Source organism: Bradyrhizobium sp. HKCCYLRH1030, assembly GCF_051168395.1.
Taxonomy (GTDB): Bacteria; Pseudomonadota; Alphaproteobacteria; order Rhizobiales; family Xanthobacteraceae; genus Bradyrhizobium.
The window spans coordinates 319,699-336,335 of record NZ_JBNPUY010000003.1; the positions used below are offsets into that span (position 1 = coordinate 319,699).

Sequence of the window (16,637 nt, forward strand, 5' to 3'; positions counted from 1 at the left end):
ATGCGCAAAGCGAATGGCTTGAGGATCAGGCTACGCAGATCACGCAGCAGCGTACGTGATCCGCGTCACCCATCAACGCGGCACCTTTCGGTGCTCAGTGATCGAGGTTCAACAGGAGGCGGCCGAGATGCACTCGCCCTACGAGAAGAATGCGATCTTCTCAGGCTGGGTCATGCGACGGATCGGCGCCAACGAGTCGTTGGCGGGTGCCTGCGGCCGCTGCAGAAGGCCGTTCGACAGCAGCGTCGATCCCAGCGACGGCTCGTAGGCAGGCTTGGGCATCGCGGACGCGCTGGTGCTGTGAGCCGCGGCGGCGGTCGGGCGGACCTGCTGGATCGGCGCAACGTCGGCCTTCGGGGCCGCTGCGGGAGATTGAGCTGCGACCGCAGCCGCCACGGCGGCCAGGGTCTCGATGGTGATCGCCTCCGGAAGCGGTGGCGATACGGGCACGCTGGGGACCGGCGCCGGGGCTGCAGGCGAGGCCATGCGCGGGGGCGCCGCGGGCGGGGCTGGCATCGGAGGGGAAGACATCGGCGGAGCCGACATCGTGGGCGCAGCGGGAGCCGGCGCTGCGCTGGCAACTGGGGCTTCTGCCGTGGTCAGCACGAGATCCGGCTCCGACGGCGCCGTCTCGCTGAAGCTCGCGACGATGTCGTCGTCGACCGAGGTCGGCTCCTCAATATCGAAGCCGAGCGTCCTGGCCCGGCTGAACTCCTCATCGTCGATCGGATCGGGGGCACCCATCTCCGCCGCGACCAATTCCAGGATGGCTTCGTCGTGGGCTTCTGCGGCGACGGCGTCATCCAGGGCCGCCGCGGCGTGCTGCTCGATCTCGAGCAGGGCTTCGTCCACCGACGGCTCGGTCGCAGCTTCCGGGGGCTGCACCACCGCCGAAGCGGCGGTGTCGACCATCCTGGCCTCAACCGCTGCAGCCGCCATGATCACGGCATCAGCGCCGGAGGATGTCTCGACCGATTCGATCGCGGCCACTGCGGCAACGAGCGGAATGGTCATCTCGAGCCCGGCTTGGGCCGCCTCCATCTGTTCCGGCACGGGCTGCGGCTCCGGAGCCACCTGTGGCTCAGCCGAGACCGTCGCCGCCGCAGTCGGACCCGATGCGACATCGGGTGTCGGCGGGGCCGCAGCCTCGGTCGCCGGTTCGATCTCGTCAGCCGCGGGCGGAATGCTTGCTTTCTCCGCGTCGAACTCCTTCAGCCGCGTCTTGATGATCTCGAAGGCCGCAAGCAGCGCGACCTTGGGGTCGGCGCACGCAAGCTGGTCGCAGGCGGCCTCGATCGACGTGACCTGTGAATCGATCAGGTCGCAGATCCGCGAGTCCGCACCGATCTCGCGCCAGCGCCAGGAAATTTCCTTGATGATTCGGATGCCCTTGCGCACCGGCGCCAGGTTCTGCTCGAGGGCCATGCTGTCGACCGCAGTGGCGGCGGCGAGTGCGGCGTCTTCGACCGTGGCGCGGATCGCGGCCAGCGCTTCGGGCAGTGCCTTGCTGTCGGCCTGCTCGAACTCCTGCTGCTGCTGACGCTGTGAGGCCAGCGCATGCTCGATGCGGGCCACCGCGTCGAGCACCATGCTGGTGTCGGCATTGCGGTTGCGCTTGGCGTATTCGCCAAGGAACCAGCGGCCTCGGGACGTCTCCATGAAGGCGTCGCGGATCGCCTCGTAATCGGCCTCGTTCGGCTGAGCCGCACGGGCGGATATCGGCGAGAGGGCGAAGACTTCATCGACCATGGCAAACCTATCGCGCACATTGCTGCGCGTTGGCATAACGATCACCATGATATTGATCGAATCGCAATTGAATTGATGCCACTGTCCCGACAAATCTCCACCACATCGCCGGTATTGTCGCGCCGATTCGCGGACAGGTTGGGGCTGTTCTATGGCGCTGTGTTCGTGCTCTCGGGCACGCATCTGCCGTTCTTTCCCGTATGGCTACGGGCGATCGGCCTGGATGCCGCATGGATTGGGGTCATCGTTGCGGTTCCCGCCGTAACCCGCTTCACCGTCCTGCCGCTGATCACCGCGGTTGCCGAGCGCCGGCAGGCCCTGCGCGCCGCGATGCGGCTGACCACCTTCGCAACGGCATCGGGCTTTGTGGCTCTTGCCTTCCAGCGCGAACCCTGGCTGGTATTCCTGGTCTACGTGGCAACCTGCTGTCTCTGGACACCCGTTGTCCCGCTGACGGACGCTTATGCGCTCCGTGGCGTGATGAGCTATGGCCTGAACTACGGTCGCCTGCGGCTGTGGGGATCGGCCGCATTCATCGCCGGAACGCTGCTGTGCGGCGGGCTGGTCGACCTCGCGCCGTCGTCCGAGCTGATCTGGATCATCGTCTCGGTCGCGCTGTGCGGTGCGGCAAGCAGCCTGCTGCTGCAGGCGCTGCCGCCGCTGCCGCATGGCGCCGGCCTGGCCCGGGACGGGCGCAGTCTGCTGGGCAATCCGAGCTTCCTCTGCATCATCGCCGCTTCGGCGCTGATCCAGGCAAGCCATGCGGCCTACTACACGTTCTCCGCCATCGAGTGGAAGGCGCAGGGCTTCAGCGGGCTGACCATCGCTTGGCTCTGGACCATGGGCGTGCTGGCCGAGATCGTCGTGTTCGCCCTGTCGCCCCGGTTCACGCTGGCGCCCGCGAGCCTGGTCATGATCGGCGCGATGGCGGCCGTGCTGCGCTGGAGCCTCACGGCCCAGGAGCCCCATGCGGGTGGGCTCGCCGCGGTCCAGATCAGTCACGGCTTCACCTTCGGGCTGACCCTGGTTGGAACCATGGGGCTGTTGGTCCGCCAAGTGCCGGCGCAGCTGACGGCGCGCGGGCAGGGCTATTATGCGGCTGCGAGCGGCGTGGTCGGCTCGGCGGCATCGGCCCTCTCGGGGCCGGTCTATGCGGCCTATGGACCCGGTGTCTACTACGTGATGGCCGCGATGGCCGGAGCGGGCGGCGTCCTGATGTGGATCGCGCACCGAAGCCTGTCGTTTCAGCCCCACAACGCCTGATCGGGCGGATAGACCAGGCTGTCCTCGTAGTGCAGGCCGTGCTCGCAATCCTCGGCGAGCAGCAGCGGACCGTCCAGATCGACGAAACGGGCGAAAGGCGTCAGCAGCATGGCCGGTGCCATCGACAGCGATGTCGCCACCATGCAGCCAACCATGATGTCGAAGCCGACCGCGCGCGCGGCTTCGACCATCGCAAGCGCCTCGGTGAGTCCTCCGGTCTTGTCGAGCTTGATGTTGACGGCGTCATAGCGTCCGCGCAGCGCTTCGAGCGAGTCGCGGTCATGCACGCTCTCGTCGGCGCAGACGGTGAGCGGGCGCGCGATCTTTCCGAGCGCTTCGTCTTTCCCTGCGGGCAGCGGCTGCTCGACCAGCGTGACGCCGGCGATGGCGCAGGCTGCGAGATTGGATTCCAAATTCGCTTCGGTCCAGGCCTCGTTGGCGTCGACGATCAGTTGTGACTGCGGCGCCGCCGCTCGCACGGCTGCAATCCGCGCAGGATCGCCGTCGCCGCCGAGCTTGATCTTGAGCAGCGGGCGATGCGCGGCCTTGGCCGCAGCTTTGGCCATCACATCGGGGCTCCCGAGCGAAATCGTGTAGGCCGTGACGCACGGTGCCGGTGCGCGACGTCCGAGCAGGTCCCAGATGCGCCGGCCGCTCCGCTTGGCTTCGAGGTCGAGCAGCGCGCAGTCGAGCGCATTGCGCGCCGCGCCCGGCGGCAACGCCGTCTGCAGGGCGGCGCGGTCGAGACCAGAGGCGACCGCATCGCGCATCGCGAGCAGGGCGCTCAGCGCCGCATCGGGCGTTTCGCCATAACGCGGATAGGGCACGCATTCGCCGCGGCCAACCATCGTCCCGTGTCGCAGCTCCGCGATCACTGTCACGGCTTCGGTCTTGGCGCCGCGGCTGATCGTGAAGCTGCCGGCGATCGGCCAGTGGCCGATCCGGGCGTCCAGTATTGGAAAACCGTTGGAAGTCATTTGAAAGTCTGGCGCTTTGTGAACCGGAATGAGGCGCTTGGGACTTGCGCGATCTGACCGACTATGGCTGTTGATAGTGGTCTCCGGCAAGGTGGTAGCGACGCGGTGGGATTTTTCTCGTCAAGGAGCGGACGTCCAAGGCTCCGAGGATGGCCGTCGTGAAGGGCGGCCCTGATTTGCAGCGCAGTGGCGATGGCAACGCGCTGTCGCTGCGCGCGACCGGCGCCTGGACTGCGCCCTTTGCGCCGTCGCTCGAACGGCTCGTCGCCGATGCCGAAAAGCTCGCCGGCAAGAAGATCGATGTCTCCATCGACGTCTCCCAAGTCTCCAAGCTCGACACGTTCGGCGCCTGGCTGATCGAGCGGCTGCGCCGCAGCTTCACGACCGGAACCGTCGAGGTCCGGATCGATGGGCTCTCTGCGAACTACGCCAGCCTGGTCGACGAGGTTCGACGCGTCAGCACCGCGCCCAATGGCGACGCGACGATGGTGACCATCACCGGCATGCTCGGCCAGATCGGCCTCAGTGTCGCCGGCATCTTCGGCACGATCGCCGCGCTGATCGACATGCTCGGCGCCGTGATCGTCGCCAGCGGCCGGGTCCTCATTCATCCCCGCAGCTTCCGATTGACCTCGACCATCCATCATCTCGAGCAGGTGTGCTGGCGCGCGGTGCCGATCATCGTGCTGATCACCTTCCTGATCGGCTGCATCATCGCTCAGCAGGGCATCTTCCATTTCCGAAGGTTCGGCGCCGACATCTTCGTCGTCGACATGCTCGGCGTGCTGGTGCTGCGCGAGATCGGCGTGCTGCTGGTGGCGATCATGATCGCGGGCCGGTCGGGTAGCGCCTACACGGCCGAGCTCGGCTCGATGAAGATGCGCGAGGAGATCGACGCGCTGCGCACAATGGGCTTCGATCCGATCGAGGTCCTGATCCTGCCGCGCATGCTCGCGCTGGTGATCGCACTGCCGATCCTGGCCTTCCTCGGCGACATCGCCGCGCTCTATGGCGGTGGGCTGGTGGCCTGGTTCTATGGCGGCGTCGATCCCGAGGCCTTCCTGCTGCGCCTGCGCGATGCGATCTCGATCGATCATTTCAAGGTCGGGCTGCTCAAGGCGCCGGTGATGGCGGCGGTGATCGGGATCGTCGCCTGCGTCGAAGGACTGGCAGTGCAGGGCAGTGCCGAGTCGCTGGGGCGCCACACCACTTCGTCGGTGGTGAAGGGCATCTTCTTCGTCATCGTGATGGACGGCGTGTTCGCGATCTTCTTCGCCGCGGTCGGGATGTGAGCTGAGATGACGCAGGAGGTCTCCGATCCGATCATCCGCGTGCGTGACGTTACCGTGCAGTTCGGCAAGACGCGCGTGCTCGACGGGCTCGACCTCGACGTCAAGCGCGGCGAGATCCTGGGCTTCGTCGGTCCATCCGGCGCCGGCAAGTCGGTGCTGACGCGCACCATCATCGGCCTCGTGCCGAAGCTGTCGGGCAACATCGAGGTGTTCGGCGTCGATCTCGACGCCGCCGATCGTGCCGGCCGCCGCGCCGTCGAGCGGCGCTGGGGCGTGCTGTTCCAGCAGGGCGCGTTGTTCTCCTCGCTCACCGTGCGGCAGAACATCCAGTTCCCGGTCCGGGAGTATCTCAAGGTCTCGCAGCGTCTGCTCGACGAGATCATGATCGCAAAGCTGGTGATGGTCGGATTGCGGCCCGATGTTGCTGATCGTTTCCCGAGTGAGCTGTCGGGGGGCATGATCAAGCGCGTGGCGCTGGCACGCGCGCTCGCGCTCGATCCGGAGCTGGTGTTCCTCGATGAGCCGACCTCGGGGCTCGACCCGATCGGCGCCGGCGATTTCGACGAGCTCGTCCGGACCCTGCAGCGCACTTTGGGACTGACGGTTTTCATGGTAACCCATGATCTCGACAGCCTGTATACGGCGTGCGACCGCATCGCCGTGCTGGGCGACGGCAAGATTATCGCCGCGGGATCGATGGCCGACATGCAGGCCTCGGAACATCCGTGGCTCCGACAGTATTTCCACGGCAAGCGTGCCCGAGCCGTGATGGGGTAGCGCGACGCGCCCCAGGGACGATTTTTGTGAGCGGGAGTGGGGACTGCCGCGACAAAGTTGATGGGGTGGGTGCCGCTGTCCGGCGCCAACCGACAGTGCACGGAAGCGGGGGCCGGATGACCGCCGCGACGTGCCGGTACCGGAGTTGGTAATGGAAACGCGGGCGAATTACGTCCTGATCGGGTCGTTCACGCTGGCTGTGATTGCCGCGGCGATCGGATTTGTCCTCTGGTTTCAGAGCCTGCACACGACCAAGCAGCGCAGCCCGCTGCGGGTCGTGTTCGAGGGTCCGGCCGCGGGTCTGCGCAACGGCGGCAGCGTCAACTTCAATGGTATCCGGGTCGGTGAGGTCATCTCGGTCAAGCTCGACAATCCGCGCCGCGTCGTCGCGCTGGCGATGGTCGAGAACAACGCACCGATCCGCAAGGACACCCTGGTCGGGCTCGAGTTCCAGGGCCTGACCGGCGTCGCCGCGATCTCGCTGAAGGGCGGCGAGGAGGCTGCGCCGCCGCCGCCGCTCGACGAGGATGGCGTGCCGATGCTGCGTGCCGATCCGACCCGGCTGCAGGACGTGACCGAAGCGATCCGAGCCACCTTGCAGAACATCAACAAGGTGGTCGCGGACAACCAGGACGCCGTGAAGAACTCGATCAAGAATCTCGAGGTGTTCACCCAGTCGCTGGCCCGCAATTCCGAGCGCATCGATGGCGTCATGAGCCGTGTCGACGGCATCATGGGCAAGGCCGATACCCTGATGCTCGGTCTCAACACGCTGGCCGGCGGCAAGGATGGCGGCGAGCTGTTCCTGACGGTGAAATCGATCCGGGAGCTCGCCGAGGATCTGGACAAGCGCTCCGGCGCGCTGATGGCCGATGGACGGCGCACGCTGTCCGACATCAGCCGCGCCGTGAACAATTTCGACCGCAATCCGACCCGGGTCCTGTTCGGGGCCAGCAACGCCAGCCCGAGCAACGCCCAGGCCTCGCAGCCCGCGCCCGCGGCGCCCACCAGCGGGCGGCGGTGAGGGAGGCGGGCGGGCGCAGGGCGTAGCGAGAGGCAGCGCCTCGGTGCCCTCCGCGGCGATGCACCGATTGCTCCACGCTCGGCTTGGCATTGTCCCGTCTCATGCTGACTGGCATCCCGGGCGCCTGCAACGACGGCTGCCGTGCCGGTCGGGCCGGCGACGGGCAAATCCGAAAACGCTTCACTGGACCCCGATAAGCGAAACGGAGGCCTCGCGGCCTCCGTTGTCTATTCTCATCGCGGTCGGCTCCTCGCCATCCGCTAGTCGCTGTTCGCTGCTCCCGTCACGCCAGCCTTCCGGCGGCGTGGGCGAGCAAGGTGTAGACCAGCCCGGTCTCCGAGGTGAGCTGGGCACGCAGCGCCTGCGGATTGCGGTCGTCGCGTGCGACCTCGTCGAGCAGCCGCTCGAACTCGGTGATGTAGCGGTCCACCGTCTGCTTGAAGGTGCGGTCGGCGCGGTACTTGCGGGCGACCTCGTCGAACGCCTTCTGGCCGGCCGGGGTGTAGAGACGCTTGGAGAACGCCTTGGTCTCGCCGCGCTGGTAACGGTCCCACATCTCGGCCGCGAGATTGCGGTCCATCAGCCGTGCGATGTCGAGCGACAGCGACTCCAGCGGATTGCCCGACTGCTGCGCCGGACCGCGGCCACGCGGCGGCTGGGGCTGGCCGGCGGTGCTGTTGTCGGCCCGGTTGAGCAGGTCGGACAACCAGTTGTCGCTGCGCTGATCGGCGACCGGACCCATCGGCGGCGCCTCGACCCGGCGTGGCTGCGGCGGCGGGGCCGGCGGCTGCATGCCGAGATCCGGCGGCGGCAGGTTGGCGACGCTGGTCGCAGCCGGCTCGCGCAGGCGCATGTCCGGCCGGCCGCCGACGGCTGCGGCGACGATCGGCTCTTCCTGACGGATCACGGCCGCGGGGGCGGCGACCGCGGCGGGACGCGACGCGCTGACCACGTCGAGACCGCGGCCGTGATGCGCGACGATCCGGTTGAGTTCGGCCAGCGCCTCGATCTGGTCGACGATGACCTTGCGCATCTGCGCCGTGCTCTCGGCGGCCTCCTGCGGCATCTCCAGCACGCCGCGGCGCAGCTCGTTGCGCGTCGCCTCGAGCTCGCGATGCATCTCGGCGGTCATCTGCTTCATGCTCGACACCAGCGTGGCGAACTTCTCCGCCGACTGCTTGAACATCGCATCGGCTTCCTGCGTGCTCTGCTGGTAGATCTCCTGCATCTGCGACGTGGTGAGGCGGCGTTCCTCCTCGGCGTTGGCGCGGATGGCCTCGAACTGGCGGCTGAGCGCGGTCGAGCCGGCCCCCGCCGTTTCCGCCACGACCCGGGCGATGTCGCGGGCGCGCTCCTCGGCGGCCGCCAAGGACTCGTCGAGCAGGGTGGTGAAGCGCGTCAGACGCTGGTCGAGATCGGCGGTGCGCAGATCGATGGTGGTGACCAGCGATTCCAGCGTCGTCTTGCGATCCGAGATCGAGACGGTCGCATCGCGGTTGCTCTGCTCGACGATGGCCGCCGCCTCGATCAGCGCCTTGCCATGCGCGTCGAACTGGCCGGACAGCGAGTTGAGATCCTCCAGCGCCCGCGACGTCTTGGAGTTGAACACGTTGAGCTGGTCCTCGAGCGTCTGCGTCGCGGTGCCGTTGCGCGCGGTGACGTCGTTCATCGCGGTGACGAAGTCGGCCACCCGGGTGACCAGCGCCCGCTCCAGCGAGTTGAGGTTGTCGTGGGCGCCGGTCAGGACCTCCTGCAGCAGGATGTTGCCCTCGCGCAGACGTTCGAACAGGGCGACCGTATCGGTGCGCAGGATCTTGCTCGTCTCCTGCATCTCGGTGACCGCGGCCACCGAGACCTGGCGCGACTGCTCGATCGCCGCGCGCGAGGCCTGCTCCAGCTCCTTGAGCGACTTGGTGATCGCGGTGGTCGCGAGCTCTCCCGCCGAGGTGATGGTGCGGGCGACCTCGGAGCCGTTGCCATTGACGCTCTGGGCGAAGTTCTGGCCGCGGACCTCGATCGCCTTCAGCGCGTCGGTGGTGACGCGATCGATCTCGATCGTGAGCTGGTTGGTCTTCGAGTTGAGTGCCTCCACAAGGGTGCCGCGCTTGCCGTCGAGCATCTGCGACAGCCGCTCGCTCTGCTGCTGCACATAGGTGACGATCTCGTCGGTCTTGCCGGTCATGGCCGAGCCGAACGAGTTGCCGGCGGCGAGCACCGAGCGCTCGATCTCGGTCGAGGTCGACTTGACCCGCGTGGAGACCTCGTTGGAGGCGGCGACGAGCGCGCTCTGCGCATTGAGCGCGCTGCTCTGGATCGCATCGGTGGTGTTCGCCGCGACGGAGTTGATGACGCGCTCGATCTCCGACGACATCGCCTTGAGCTGGCCCGCGGTGTCGGTGGAGGTGGCGGTCAGCAGGTTCTGCGCCTCGCGCGCGCCGCCGACGATCACCGCGACCGTCTCGGTCGTGGTCGTCGTCAGCACCGCCTGGGCTTCGCGTGCGCTGCCGACCAGGGTGGCCGCGGTGTCGGCCGACGTGGCGGTCAGCGACATCTGCGCCTGGCGCGCGCTGTTGAGGATCGAGGTCGCGGTATCGGCGCCGACGGACGACAGCGTCCGCTCGACGTCGACGGCCAGCGACTTGACGTGCTCGGTTGCTTCCGTCGAGGCGGTGACGAGCTTCGACTGGACGTCGCGGGCGCTGTCGACGATCGCTGCGGCCGTGCTGGTTCCGACCGCGGCGAGCGTGCGCTCGACGTCGGCCGCCAGCGACTTGACGTGATTGGCCGCTTCGGACGAAGCGCTGATCAGCGTGCTCTGCGCTTCCCGGGCGCCGCCGGTGATCGTTTCCGCGGTGGTCGTCCCCGCGATCGACAGCGAGCGCTGGACGTCGACGGTCAGCGCCTTGACCTGTTCGGCCGCTTCGCTCGATGCCGCGAGCAGGGCATGCTGGGCATCACGGGCGCCCGCCGTGATGGCTTCGGCGGTTTCCGTCCCGGCACTGGTCAGCGAGCGCTGCACGTCGGCTGCGAGCGACTTCACGTGCTCGGCCGCGTTGGAGGAGGCGGACACCAGCGTGTTCTGGACCTCGCGTGCACCGGCGAGGATCGAGGCTGCCGTGGCCGAGCCGGCGGCCGTCAGCGCCTGCTCGACGTCGACGGCGAGCGACTTGACGTGGGTGGCGGCATCGGAGGAGGCGGACACCAGCGTGTTCTGGGCCTCGCGCGCACCGGCGAGGATCGAGGCTGCGGTGGTCGAGCCTGCCGCCGTGAGCGTGCGCTCGACGTCGGCCGACAGCGACTTGATCTGGTCGGCGGTCTCGCCGGAGGCCGCCACCAGCGTGGCCTGGGCCTCGCGCGCACTGGTCAGGACGGCCTCGGCCGCGCTGCTGCCTGCGTTCGACAGGGCACGCTCGACCTCGGCGGAGGTGTTCTTCAACTGCGATCCGACGTCGGTCGAGACGTTGAGCAGCGCCTGCTGTGCCGAGCGGGCCCCGGTCTGGATGGTCTCGCTGGTGTTGACCACGAGGTTGGTCAGCGCCCGCTCCGCATCTTCCACATGCGACTTGATGCTGGCGGACAGCAGCTCGGCGCGGGTCATCAGTTCGTCGCTCGCCTGGCGGCCGCTGCTCTCGATGCGGCCGGCCACGGCCTCGACGCGCGAGCCGAGCAGGTCCTCGAACTGCGACACGCGATGGTCGATGTCCTTGGCGATCGAGCCGACGCGGGTCTCGATGCCCTGATGGATGTCCTGGAAGCGCGCGGTGACGGCTTCGGTCAGCTCGTAGCTGCGGCCGTCGATGATGTTCGACAGGCTGTGGATGCGCTGATCGATCGCTTCGAGCGCCTTGTCGGTGCCGTCGGTCAGCGAGGAGGTCAGAATGTTGAGGCGGGAATCGATCGACTGGATCGCCTGCGCCGAGCCATCGGTCAGCGAGGAGGTCAGCACGGTCAGCCGCGAGTCGATCGCGTGCAGCACCTGGGCAGCGCCGTCGGTCAGCGAGTTGGACAGAGTGCCGAGGCGGCCTTCGATCGTCGAGGTGACCGAGGTCGCGCGGTTGTCGAAGTTCTCCTCGAGCGACTTGAGGCGGCCCTCGACGCTGTCGTCGAAGGTCTTGATCTTCGCATCGAGCGAGGTGTCGAGGGTGGTGATGCGGGCCTGCAGATTGGTCTCGAACTGGTTCAGCCGCTGATCCAGCGTCGCCGTGATCTCACCGCTGTTGGACGACAGCCGCGTATCGAACGTATCGACATAGGACTTGAGATTGTCGGAGATTTCCTGGGTCCGCTGGCCCATGCGCTCGACGATCTCGCCGCCATAGGTCTTCACCGTGCGGTCGAATTCGGTGATGTGCCGGGTGATCAGCGCGCCCAGCGTCGAGCTGTCGCGTGCGAAGCGCTCGGCGAGCTCGGTGCCCTGGTTCTTCACCAGCTCGTCGAAGGCGCTGATCTGGATCGACAGCGTGTCGTGGGTGCTCTCGGTCTGGCTGACGACCTTGGCGACCAGCGAATTGACGGTCGCATCGAGCGACTCGCTCGCCTTCTCGCCTGACGTGACGATGTGGCCGGACATGCGCTGGCTCGCCTCGTCGATCTTGGTGACGAGATCGCCGCTGCGCAGCTCGAGCTCCAGCAGGAGGGACTCGCCGGACGCCTTGAGCTGGTCGTGAACCTGCTCGGTTCGCACCGAGATGCCGTCGACGATGGCCGCCGTGCGCTGCTCGAACTCGCTGGTGATGCGGTCGATGCGCTCGTTGAGCATCTCGTGGACTCGGTCCGACAGGTCGGCGAACTCGTCGTGGACGTGGCCGGTCTTGAAATTGAGGCTGGTGGTGAGCCGCTCCGAGGCGTCGAGCACGGCGCGGGTGGTCTCGGCGCTGGCCTCTTCGAGCCGGTCGAGCAGATCGCCGCCGCGCTCGCCGAGCGCGAGGATCATGTTGTCGCCGGCGTTGCCGAGCGCGGCCGTGATGTGGGCGCCGCGCTCTTCCAGCGCGCCGGTGATGCTCTTGGCGACCTCGTCGACCCGCGAGGCGATCGCGTCCGAGATCAGCGCGATGTCGTGGCGAAGGTCGATCTGGACGCCCGAGATGGCGCTCCGGACCTGCTCGGCCTGGCCGACGAGGTTGTCGCGCTGATGGGCGATGTCCTGGAGCAGGGCGCGGATGCGCACCTCGTTGTCGCTGTAGGCGCGCTCGAGCGCCGCAACCTCGTTGGCGACCAGCATCTCGAGCTCGCCGGCACGCGCGATCGCGCGCTCGACGCCGTCGCCCATCGCCGCGACCTCGCGGCGGATGGCCTGGCCGACGGTCACGATCGAATCGCTGACGGCGCCTTCCGGCTCGGAGAATCGGATCGCGACCTGCGCCATCGACTGCGCGATCATGCGCAGCTCCTGGCCGCGCCAAGCGAGGCTCGCGAGGAAATAAAACAGCAGAACCGGGGCAAAGAACACTGCGGCGAGGCCTGCCATGACCAGCACGCCGCCGCTCTGGCCGATCAGGGTCTGCAAAGCGGGCAGGAAGCCGATGGTCAGCAGGACGCAGCCGACGATCCAGATGCCTGCAAAGGCGGTTGCCAGCGTGTAGACGCCGCGTGACGGGCGGCCCTTTTGGATCGCCTGCAGCAATTGGCCGATGGTCTCGCGGTCGTCGTTGGCCGGGCGGCGCGCGGCGAGCGGCGGCGGCTCGATCTCGTCAAGGCTGCTGCGGTCGATGCCCGGACGCGAGTCGAACGAATCCAGACTGGACACGCCGTTCGGCATGACGGGCGGAGCCCCGTCGGCGTGGACCGAGCTCTGCGAGTCCGTGGGCGCGGACGAATCGCTGATGTTCAAAGCCTCCTGAATGGCGGACAGCGCAACTTCAGTCGGGTCTTTGACCTTTTTCGGAGTGTTCGCCATGTTGAGTCCGAGCCCTCGTCTTAATTTCGATCCGGCGAGCCGCGTACGAGTGCCCTCTCGCAACGCTCGAACCGGACGTCATCCCTCGCAGGCACCAGGGGTGGCAAATTCCGCCAGGTGACCCACTCCATCCGGGCATCATCCTATTGGCTGTGCCTGTTGAAAGAAATGGCCGTGGTTAAGAGATTCTTAATCATCGTTAACAGCAGCCGCCGTTAACACTCTAGAAGTTCTGCGAATTCCCGTTTCTGCCGTGATTGGGGCAGAGCCGGGCCCAAATCGCGGCAAACCCGCGGCAATTGGGCCGGTAACAATGCATTAACCATTGTCGTGCTTGGCTTACCACAGGCGCGCGCGGCGCGCCCGGACCGGATTGCCGCCATGATTCCCGACCTTTCACGGATCGAATGGATGCCCTCGCCCCCGCTGGTTCCCGACGACGGGCCGATCAGCCTGGACCTGCTGCGCCGGATGACGCTCGGCGACAGCGCGCTCGAGCGTGAGGTGCTCGCCATGTTCTCCAGCCAGGCCGTCCGCCTGCTGGAGCGGTTGCAGGTGCTGCCCGAGGATGCTGCCACCGTCGCCCACACGCTGAAGGGCTCGGCCCGCGCCGTCGGCGCGCTCGACGTCGCCGACGCGGCGGAAGGGCTCGAAGCGGCGCTGCGGGCGGGCGACCCGGCCGATGCGCTGGCCTGGCTCGGCACGGCGATCGCGCAGGCCCGCGCGGCGATTTCGGAGATGCTCGGCGCGGCCTGAGCGGCCGGCGGCAGCACTAGCGCGGAGCGGAGCGGTCCGTTATAGGACAGCCCGACCTCATTCCCTGCGCAGCACGAGCACACATGGCCAAGATCACCTTTGTCGACCATACCGGCGAATCCCGAACCGTTGAGATCGAGAACGGCGCGACCGTGATGGAAGCGGCGATCCGTAACGCCATTCCCGGCATCGAGGCCGAATGTGGCGGCGCCTGCGCCTGCGCGACTTGCCATGTCTATGTCGACGAAGCCTGGCGCGAGAAGGTCGGCCCGCCGACCCCGATGGAAGAGGACATGCTCGATTTCGGCTACGATGTCCGGCCGAATTCCCGTCTTTCCTGCCAGATCAAGGTCTCCGACGAACTCGACGGCCTCGTCGTCTCCACCCCCGAGCGTCAGGCCTGACCGTTCGTCTCGCGCCCTCATCGCCGCGCTTCGGCTGATCGCCGCCAGGCCTATGCCGGCGGCGCGATCGCCATGCCGCGGCGGACCCACGGCTGTAGCGCAGCAATGAGATTCGGCGTCAGCGGCGCCGGTTTGCGCGTCACCTCGTCGATCAGGACCATGACCGCGGTGGCCGACGCCACGCAGCGCCCGTCCGAGAACACGACCTGCTCGCAGGTCACCGACGTGCGCCCCAGCCTTACGACCCCCAGTCCCAGCTCGATCGTGCCCGGCCAGCGCAGCTCGGCCCGGAAATGCATGTCCAGCCGCACCATGATCCAGGCCAGCCCGTCCTGGGTCAGGCCATGGCGCGGGTCTTTCATCAAGGTCACCCGGCCGGTCTCGAAGTAGGTCGCGTAGACAGCATTGTTGACGTGCTGGTTGGGATCGAGGTCGCCGAAGCGGACATTGTCCGTCAGCCGATAGGGAAAGTCCTCCAGGCGTGGCGCGTGGTCGCGGCGGGCCGTCTCTGTCACCGATTGATCTCCATCATTCATGTCCCCTTCAAACCCGGCTAAGCCCACCGCTGCAAGCCGCGCGCGAGCCAGGGGCGGCTTTTGTGCCTTCCCTGCGACCACCCCGTTGGCTACAAATTCGGAACCGCCATCTGCCGCCATCCGTCGAGCGGCGCCTCCAACGAGAAGAGCGACATGAGCGAAGCGATCAAGACCGATGTGCTGATCATTGGCGCGGGCCCTTGCGGACTGTTTGCCGTTTTTGAACTGGGGCTGCTCGACATCAAGGCGCATCTGATCGACATCCTCGACAAGGTCGGCGGCCAATGCGCCGAGCTGTATCCGGAGAAGCCGATCTACGACATTCCCGGCGTGCCGATGGTGACGGGGCAGGGTCTCACCGATCAATTGATGGAGCAGATCAAGCCGTTCAGTCCGACCTTCCATCTCGGCGAGATGGTCGAGAAGGTCGAAAAGATCGGCGATCCCGGTTTTCGCGTCACCACCGATGCCGGCAAGGTGTTCGAGTGCAAGGTCGTGGTGATCGCGGCCGGGGGCGGCTCGTTCCAGCCCAAGCGCCCGCCGGTGCCGGGCATCGAGGCCTATGAAGGCACCTCGGTATTCTATGCCGTGCGCAAGATGGAGCAGTTCCGCGACAAGAATGTCGTCATCGTCGGCGGCGGTGACTCCGCGCTCGACTGGACGCTCAACCTGCACCCCATCGCGAAGCGCATCACGCTCGTTCATCGCCGCGACGACTTCCGTGCCGCGCCCCACAGCGTCGAGCAGATGCGCGCGCTCGTCGCCGGCGGCAAGATGGATCTGCGCATCGGCCAGGTGACGGCGCTCGAAGGCGCCAATGGCCGGCTGTCGGCTGCGACGATCAAGGGCAACGACAACGCGGTCGAGACCGTCCCCTGCGAGATGATGCTGCCATTCTTCGGACTGACGATGAAACTCGGTCCGGTTGCCGAGTGGGGCCTCGCGCTCGAGCACAATCTCATTCCGGTCGAGACCTCTGCCTTCGAGACCTCCGTGCCCGGCATCTTCGCGATCGGCGACATCAACACCTATCCCGGCAAGATCAAGCTGATCCTGTGCGGCTTCCACGAGGGCGCGCTGATGGCGCAGAAGGCGCACCGCTACGTGTATCCGGAGAAGCGGCTGGTGTTCCAGTACACGACGTCGTCGTCGAGCCTGCAGAAGAAGCTCGGCGTCAACTAATTTGTCGGCGGTATGGAACCTTCCGCCGCCGGACCAACTCAAATGTGAAGAAATGTTTCCTGCGCGTGCCGGTTTCACCGGCGCGCCAGACCTGTTATGGGGCTGGAACGATGCATGAAACGGCCGTACTGTGCGGCCATTCATTTTGTGACTTGGTCAAGGTGAGATGATGATGCGCAATGCGTTTCCCCGACTTCGGCTGGTGCCTGGTGTGACGAAGCTCGCGATCGGCGCGCTCGTCGTTGCCGGTGCTCTGCTGACGCGGCCTGCGCTCGCGGCTGAGCCGACCGCGGCCGGTCTGTGGCAGAAGGTCGAGGATGGCAGGCCCGTCGGCTGGTTTCTCTTCATCGACCACGACGGCGTGTTCGAGGGCGTGATCGCCAAGACGTTTCCGCGTCCCGGCGACAATCCGAACGAGGTCTGTTCGAAGTGCAGCGATGACCGCAAGAATGCGCCTGTGCTCGGCATCTCCTTCGTGCGCGACATGAAGCGCGAGGGCCTGAAATACGAAGGCGGCAACGTGCTCAATCCGCGCGACGGCAACATCTGGAAGGCCAATATGCGGGTCAGTCCTGACGGGCAGACGCTGATCCTGCACGGCTATCTCGGCATCTCGCTGTTTGGCAAGGACGAGACCTGGACCCGCCTGCCGGATAGCAACATGGCGCAGATCGATCCGGCCATCCTCGCCAAATATCTGCCCTCGCAGGCGACGACGGCAACCGGCCCCGCCACCAAGCAGGCGCCTCCGATGATGAAGAAGCCGGCTGCAGTCAAGTAG

The 16,637-nt window shown here is 66.8% G+C and carries 12 protein-coding genes; 8 read left to right on the plus strand and 4 right to left on the minus strand.

The window, feature by feature from the left end; genetic code table 11:
- Positions 1-138: 138 nt before the first annotated feature.
- Complete coding sequence (locus ACQR1E_RS11660; protein ID WP_434841842.1) at positions 139-1,749, minus strand: hypothetical protein; 1,611 nt, start codon at positions 1,747-1,749, stop codon at positions 139-141.
- A 75-nt stretch (positions 1,750-1,824) separates the two neighbouring features.
- Between ACQR1E_RS11660 and ACQR1E_RS11665 the strand changes: the two genes are divergently transcribed.
- On the plus strand, positions 1,825-3,012 hold the full coding sequence (locus ACQR1E_RS11665) for an MFS transporter (RefSeq protein ID WP_434841843.1): 1,188 nt from the start codon (positions 1,825-1,827) through the stop codon (positions 3,010-3,012).
- On the opposite strand, the gene dgcA is transcribed toward ACQR1E_RS11665, so the two are convergent.
- Positions 2,994-3,989, minus strand: a complete 996-nt coding sequence (dgcA, locus tag ACQR1E_RS11670; RefSeq protein ID WP_316169656.1) for an N-acetyl-D-Glu racemase DgcA — start codon at positions 3,987-3,989, stop codon at positions 2,994-2,996. The two genes, ACQR1E_RS11665 and dgcA, sit on opposite strands and share 19 nt — an antisense overlap.
- A 158-nt stretch (positions 3,990-4,147) precedes the next feature.
- Here dgcA and ACQR1E_RS11675 point away from each other — a divergent pair, with 158 nt between their 5' ends.
- The 3 genes from ACQR1E_RS11675 to ACQR1E_RS11685 all read left to right on the plus strand — a co-directional run bounded on the left by ACQR1E_RS11675 (position 4,148) and on the right by ACQR1E_RS11685 (position 7,082).
- Positions 4,148-5,281 (plus strand): ABC transporter permease, encoded by a 1,134-nt coding sequence (locus tag ACQR1E_RS11675; RefSeq protein ID WP_315713623.1) that lies wholly within the window; start codon positions 4,148-4,150, stop codon positions 5,279-5,281.
- A gap of 6 nt (positions 5,282-5,287) precedes the next feature.
- Positions 5,288-6,058: an ABC transporter ATP-binding protein gene (locus tag ACQR1E_RS11680; RefSeq protein ID WP_315753168.1), complete on the plus strand. Its 771-nt coding sequence runs from the start codon at positions 5,288-5,290 to the stop codon at positions 6,056-6,058.
- Between the two features lie 151 nt (positions 6,059-6,209).
- Positions 6,210-7,082 (plus strand): MlaD family protein, encoded by an 873-nt coding sequence (locus ACQR1E_RS11685; protein WP_315828162.1) that lies wholly within the window; start codon positions 6,210-6,212, stop codon positions 7,080-7,082.
- Between the two features lie 283 nt (positions 7,083-7,365).
- Here ACQR1E_RS11685 and ACQR1E_RS11690 read toward each other — a convergent pair whose 3' ends face one another.
- Entirely contained in the window at positions 7,366-12,978 is a 5,613-nt protein-coding gene (locus tag ACQR1E_RS11690; protein ID WP_315712690.1) for a methyl-accepting chemotaxis protein, read from the minus strand.
- Between the two features lie 381 nt (positions 12,979-13,359).
- On the opposite strand from ACQR1E_RS11690, the gene ACQR1E_RS11695 reads away from it, so the two are divergent.
- The gene (locus tag ACQR1E_RS11695) at positions 13,360-13,734 is read left to right on the plus strand and encodes an Hpt domain-containing protein (RefSeq protein WP_315712689.1); all 375 of its coding nucleotides are present in this window, start codon (positions 13,360-13,362) and stop codon (positions 13,732-13,734) included.
- A gap of 83 nt (positions 13,735-13,817) precedes the next feature.
- The gene (locus ACQR1E_RS11700; protein WP_315707114.1) at positions 13,818-14,138 is read left to right on the plus strand and encodes a 2Fe-2S iron-sulfur cluster-binding protein; all 321 of its coding nucleotides are present in this window, start codon (positions 13,818-13,820) and stop codon (positions 14,136-14,138) included.
- Positions 14,139-14,188: 50 nt separating this feature from the next.
- Here the strand turns inward: ACQR1E_RS11700 and ACQR1E_RS11705 are convergent, their stop codons facing one another.
- A complete protein-coding gene (locus ACQR1E_RS11705) occupies positions 14,189-14,653 on the minus strand; it encodes an acyl-CoA thioesterase (protein WP_316167126.1) in 465 nt (154 codons plus the stop codon).
- A gap of 174 nt (positions 14,654-14,827) precedes the next feature.
- Here ACQR1E_RS11705 and ACQR1E_RS11710 point away from each other — a divergent pair, with 174 nt between their 5' ends.
- On the plus strand, positions 14,828-15,856 hold the full coding sequence (locus tag ACQR1E_RS11710) for an NAD(P)/FAD-dependent oxidoreductase (RefSeq protein WP_316187535.1): 1,029 nt from the start codon (positions 14,828-14,830) through the stop codon (positions 15,854-15,856).
- A gap of 172 nt (positions 15,857-16,028) precedes the next feature.
- On the plus strand, positions 16,029-16,637 hold the full coding sequence (locus ACQR1E_RS11715; protein WP_315713622.1) for a DUF2147 domain-containing protein: 609 nt from the start codon (positions 16,029-16,031) through the stop codon (positions 16,635-16,637).

Excerpts from the sequence above, each read along its gene's own strand:
- ACQR1E_RS11690 (WP_315712690.1), bottom strand. The coding sequence starts at position 12,978 with ATGGCGAACACTCCGAAAAAGGTCAAAGACCCGACTGAAGTTGCGCTG.
- ACQR1E_RS11660 (WP_434841842.1), bottom strand. The coding sequence starts at position 1,749 with ATGGTCGATGAAGTCTTCGCCCTCTCGCCGATATCCGCCCGTGCGGCT.
- ACQR1E_RS11685 (WP_315828162.1), top strand. The coding sequence starts at position 6,210 with ATGGAAACGCGGGCGAATTACGTCCTGATCGGGTCGTTCACGCTGGCT.
- ACQR1E_RS11680 (WP_315753168.1), top strand. The coding sequence starts at position 5,288 with ATGACGCAGGAGGTCTCCGATCCGATCATCCGCGTGCGTGACGTTACC.
- ACQR1E_RS11710 (WP_316187535.1), top strand. The coding sequence starts at position 14,828 with ATGAGCGAAGCGATCAAGACCGATGTGCTGATCATTGGCGCGGGCCCT.
- dgcA (WP_316169656.1), bottom strand. The coding sequence starts at position 3,989 with ATGACTTCCAACGGTTTTCCAATACTGGACGCCCGGATCGGCCACTGG.
- ACQR1E_RS11665 (WP_434841843.1), top strand. The coding sequence starts at position 1,825 with ATGCCACTGTCCCGACAAATCTCCACCACATCGCCGGTATTGTCGCGC.
- ACQR1E_RS11715 (WP_315713622.1), top strand. The coding sequence starts at position 16,029 with ATGCGCAATGCGTTTCCCCGACTTCGGCTGGTGCCTGGTGTGACGAAG.
- ACQR1E_RS11695 (WP_315712689.1), top strand. The coding sequence starts at position 13,360 with ATGATTCCCGACCTTTCACGGATCGAATGGATGCCCTCGCCCCCGCTG.
- ACQR1E_RS11700 (WP_315707114.1), top strand. The coding sequence starts at position 13,818 with ATGGCCAAGATCACCTTTGTCGACCATACCGGCGAATCCCGAACCGTT.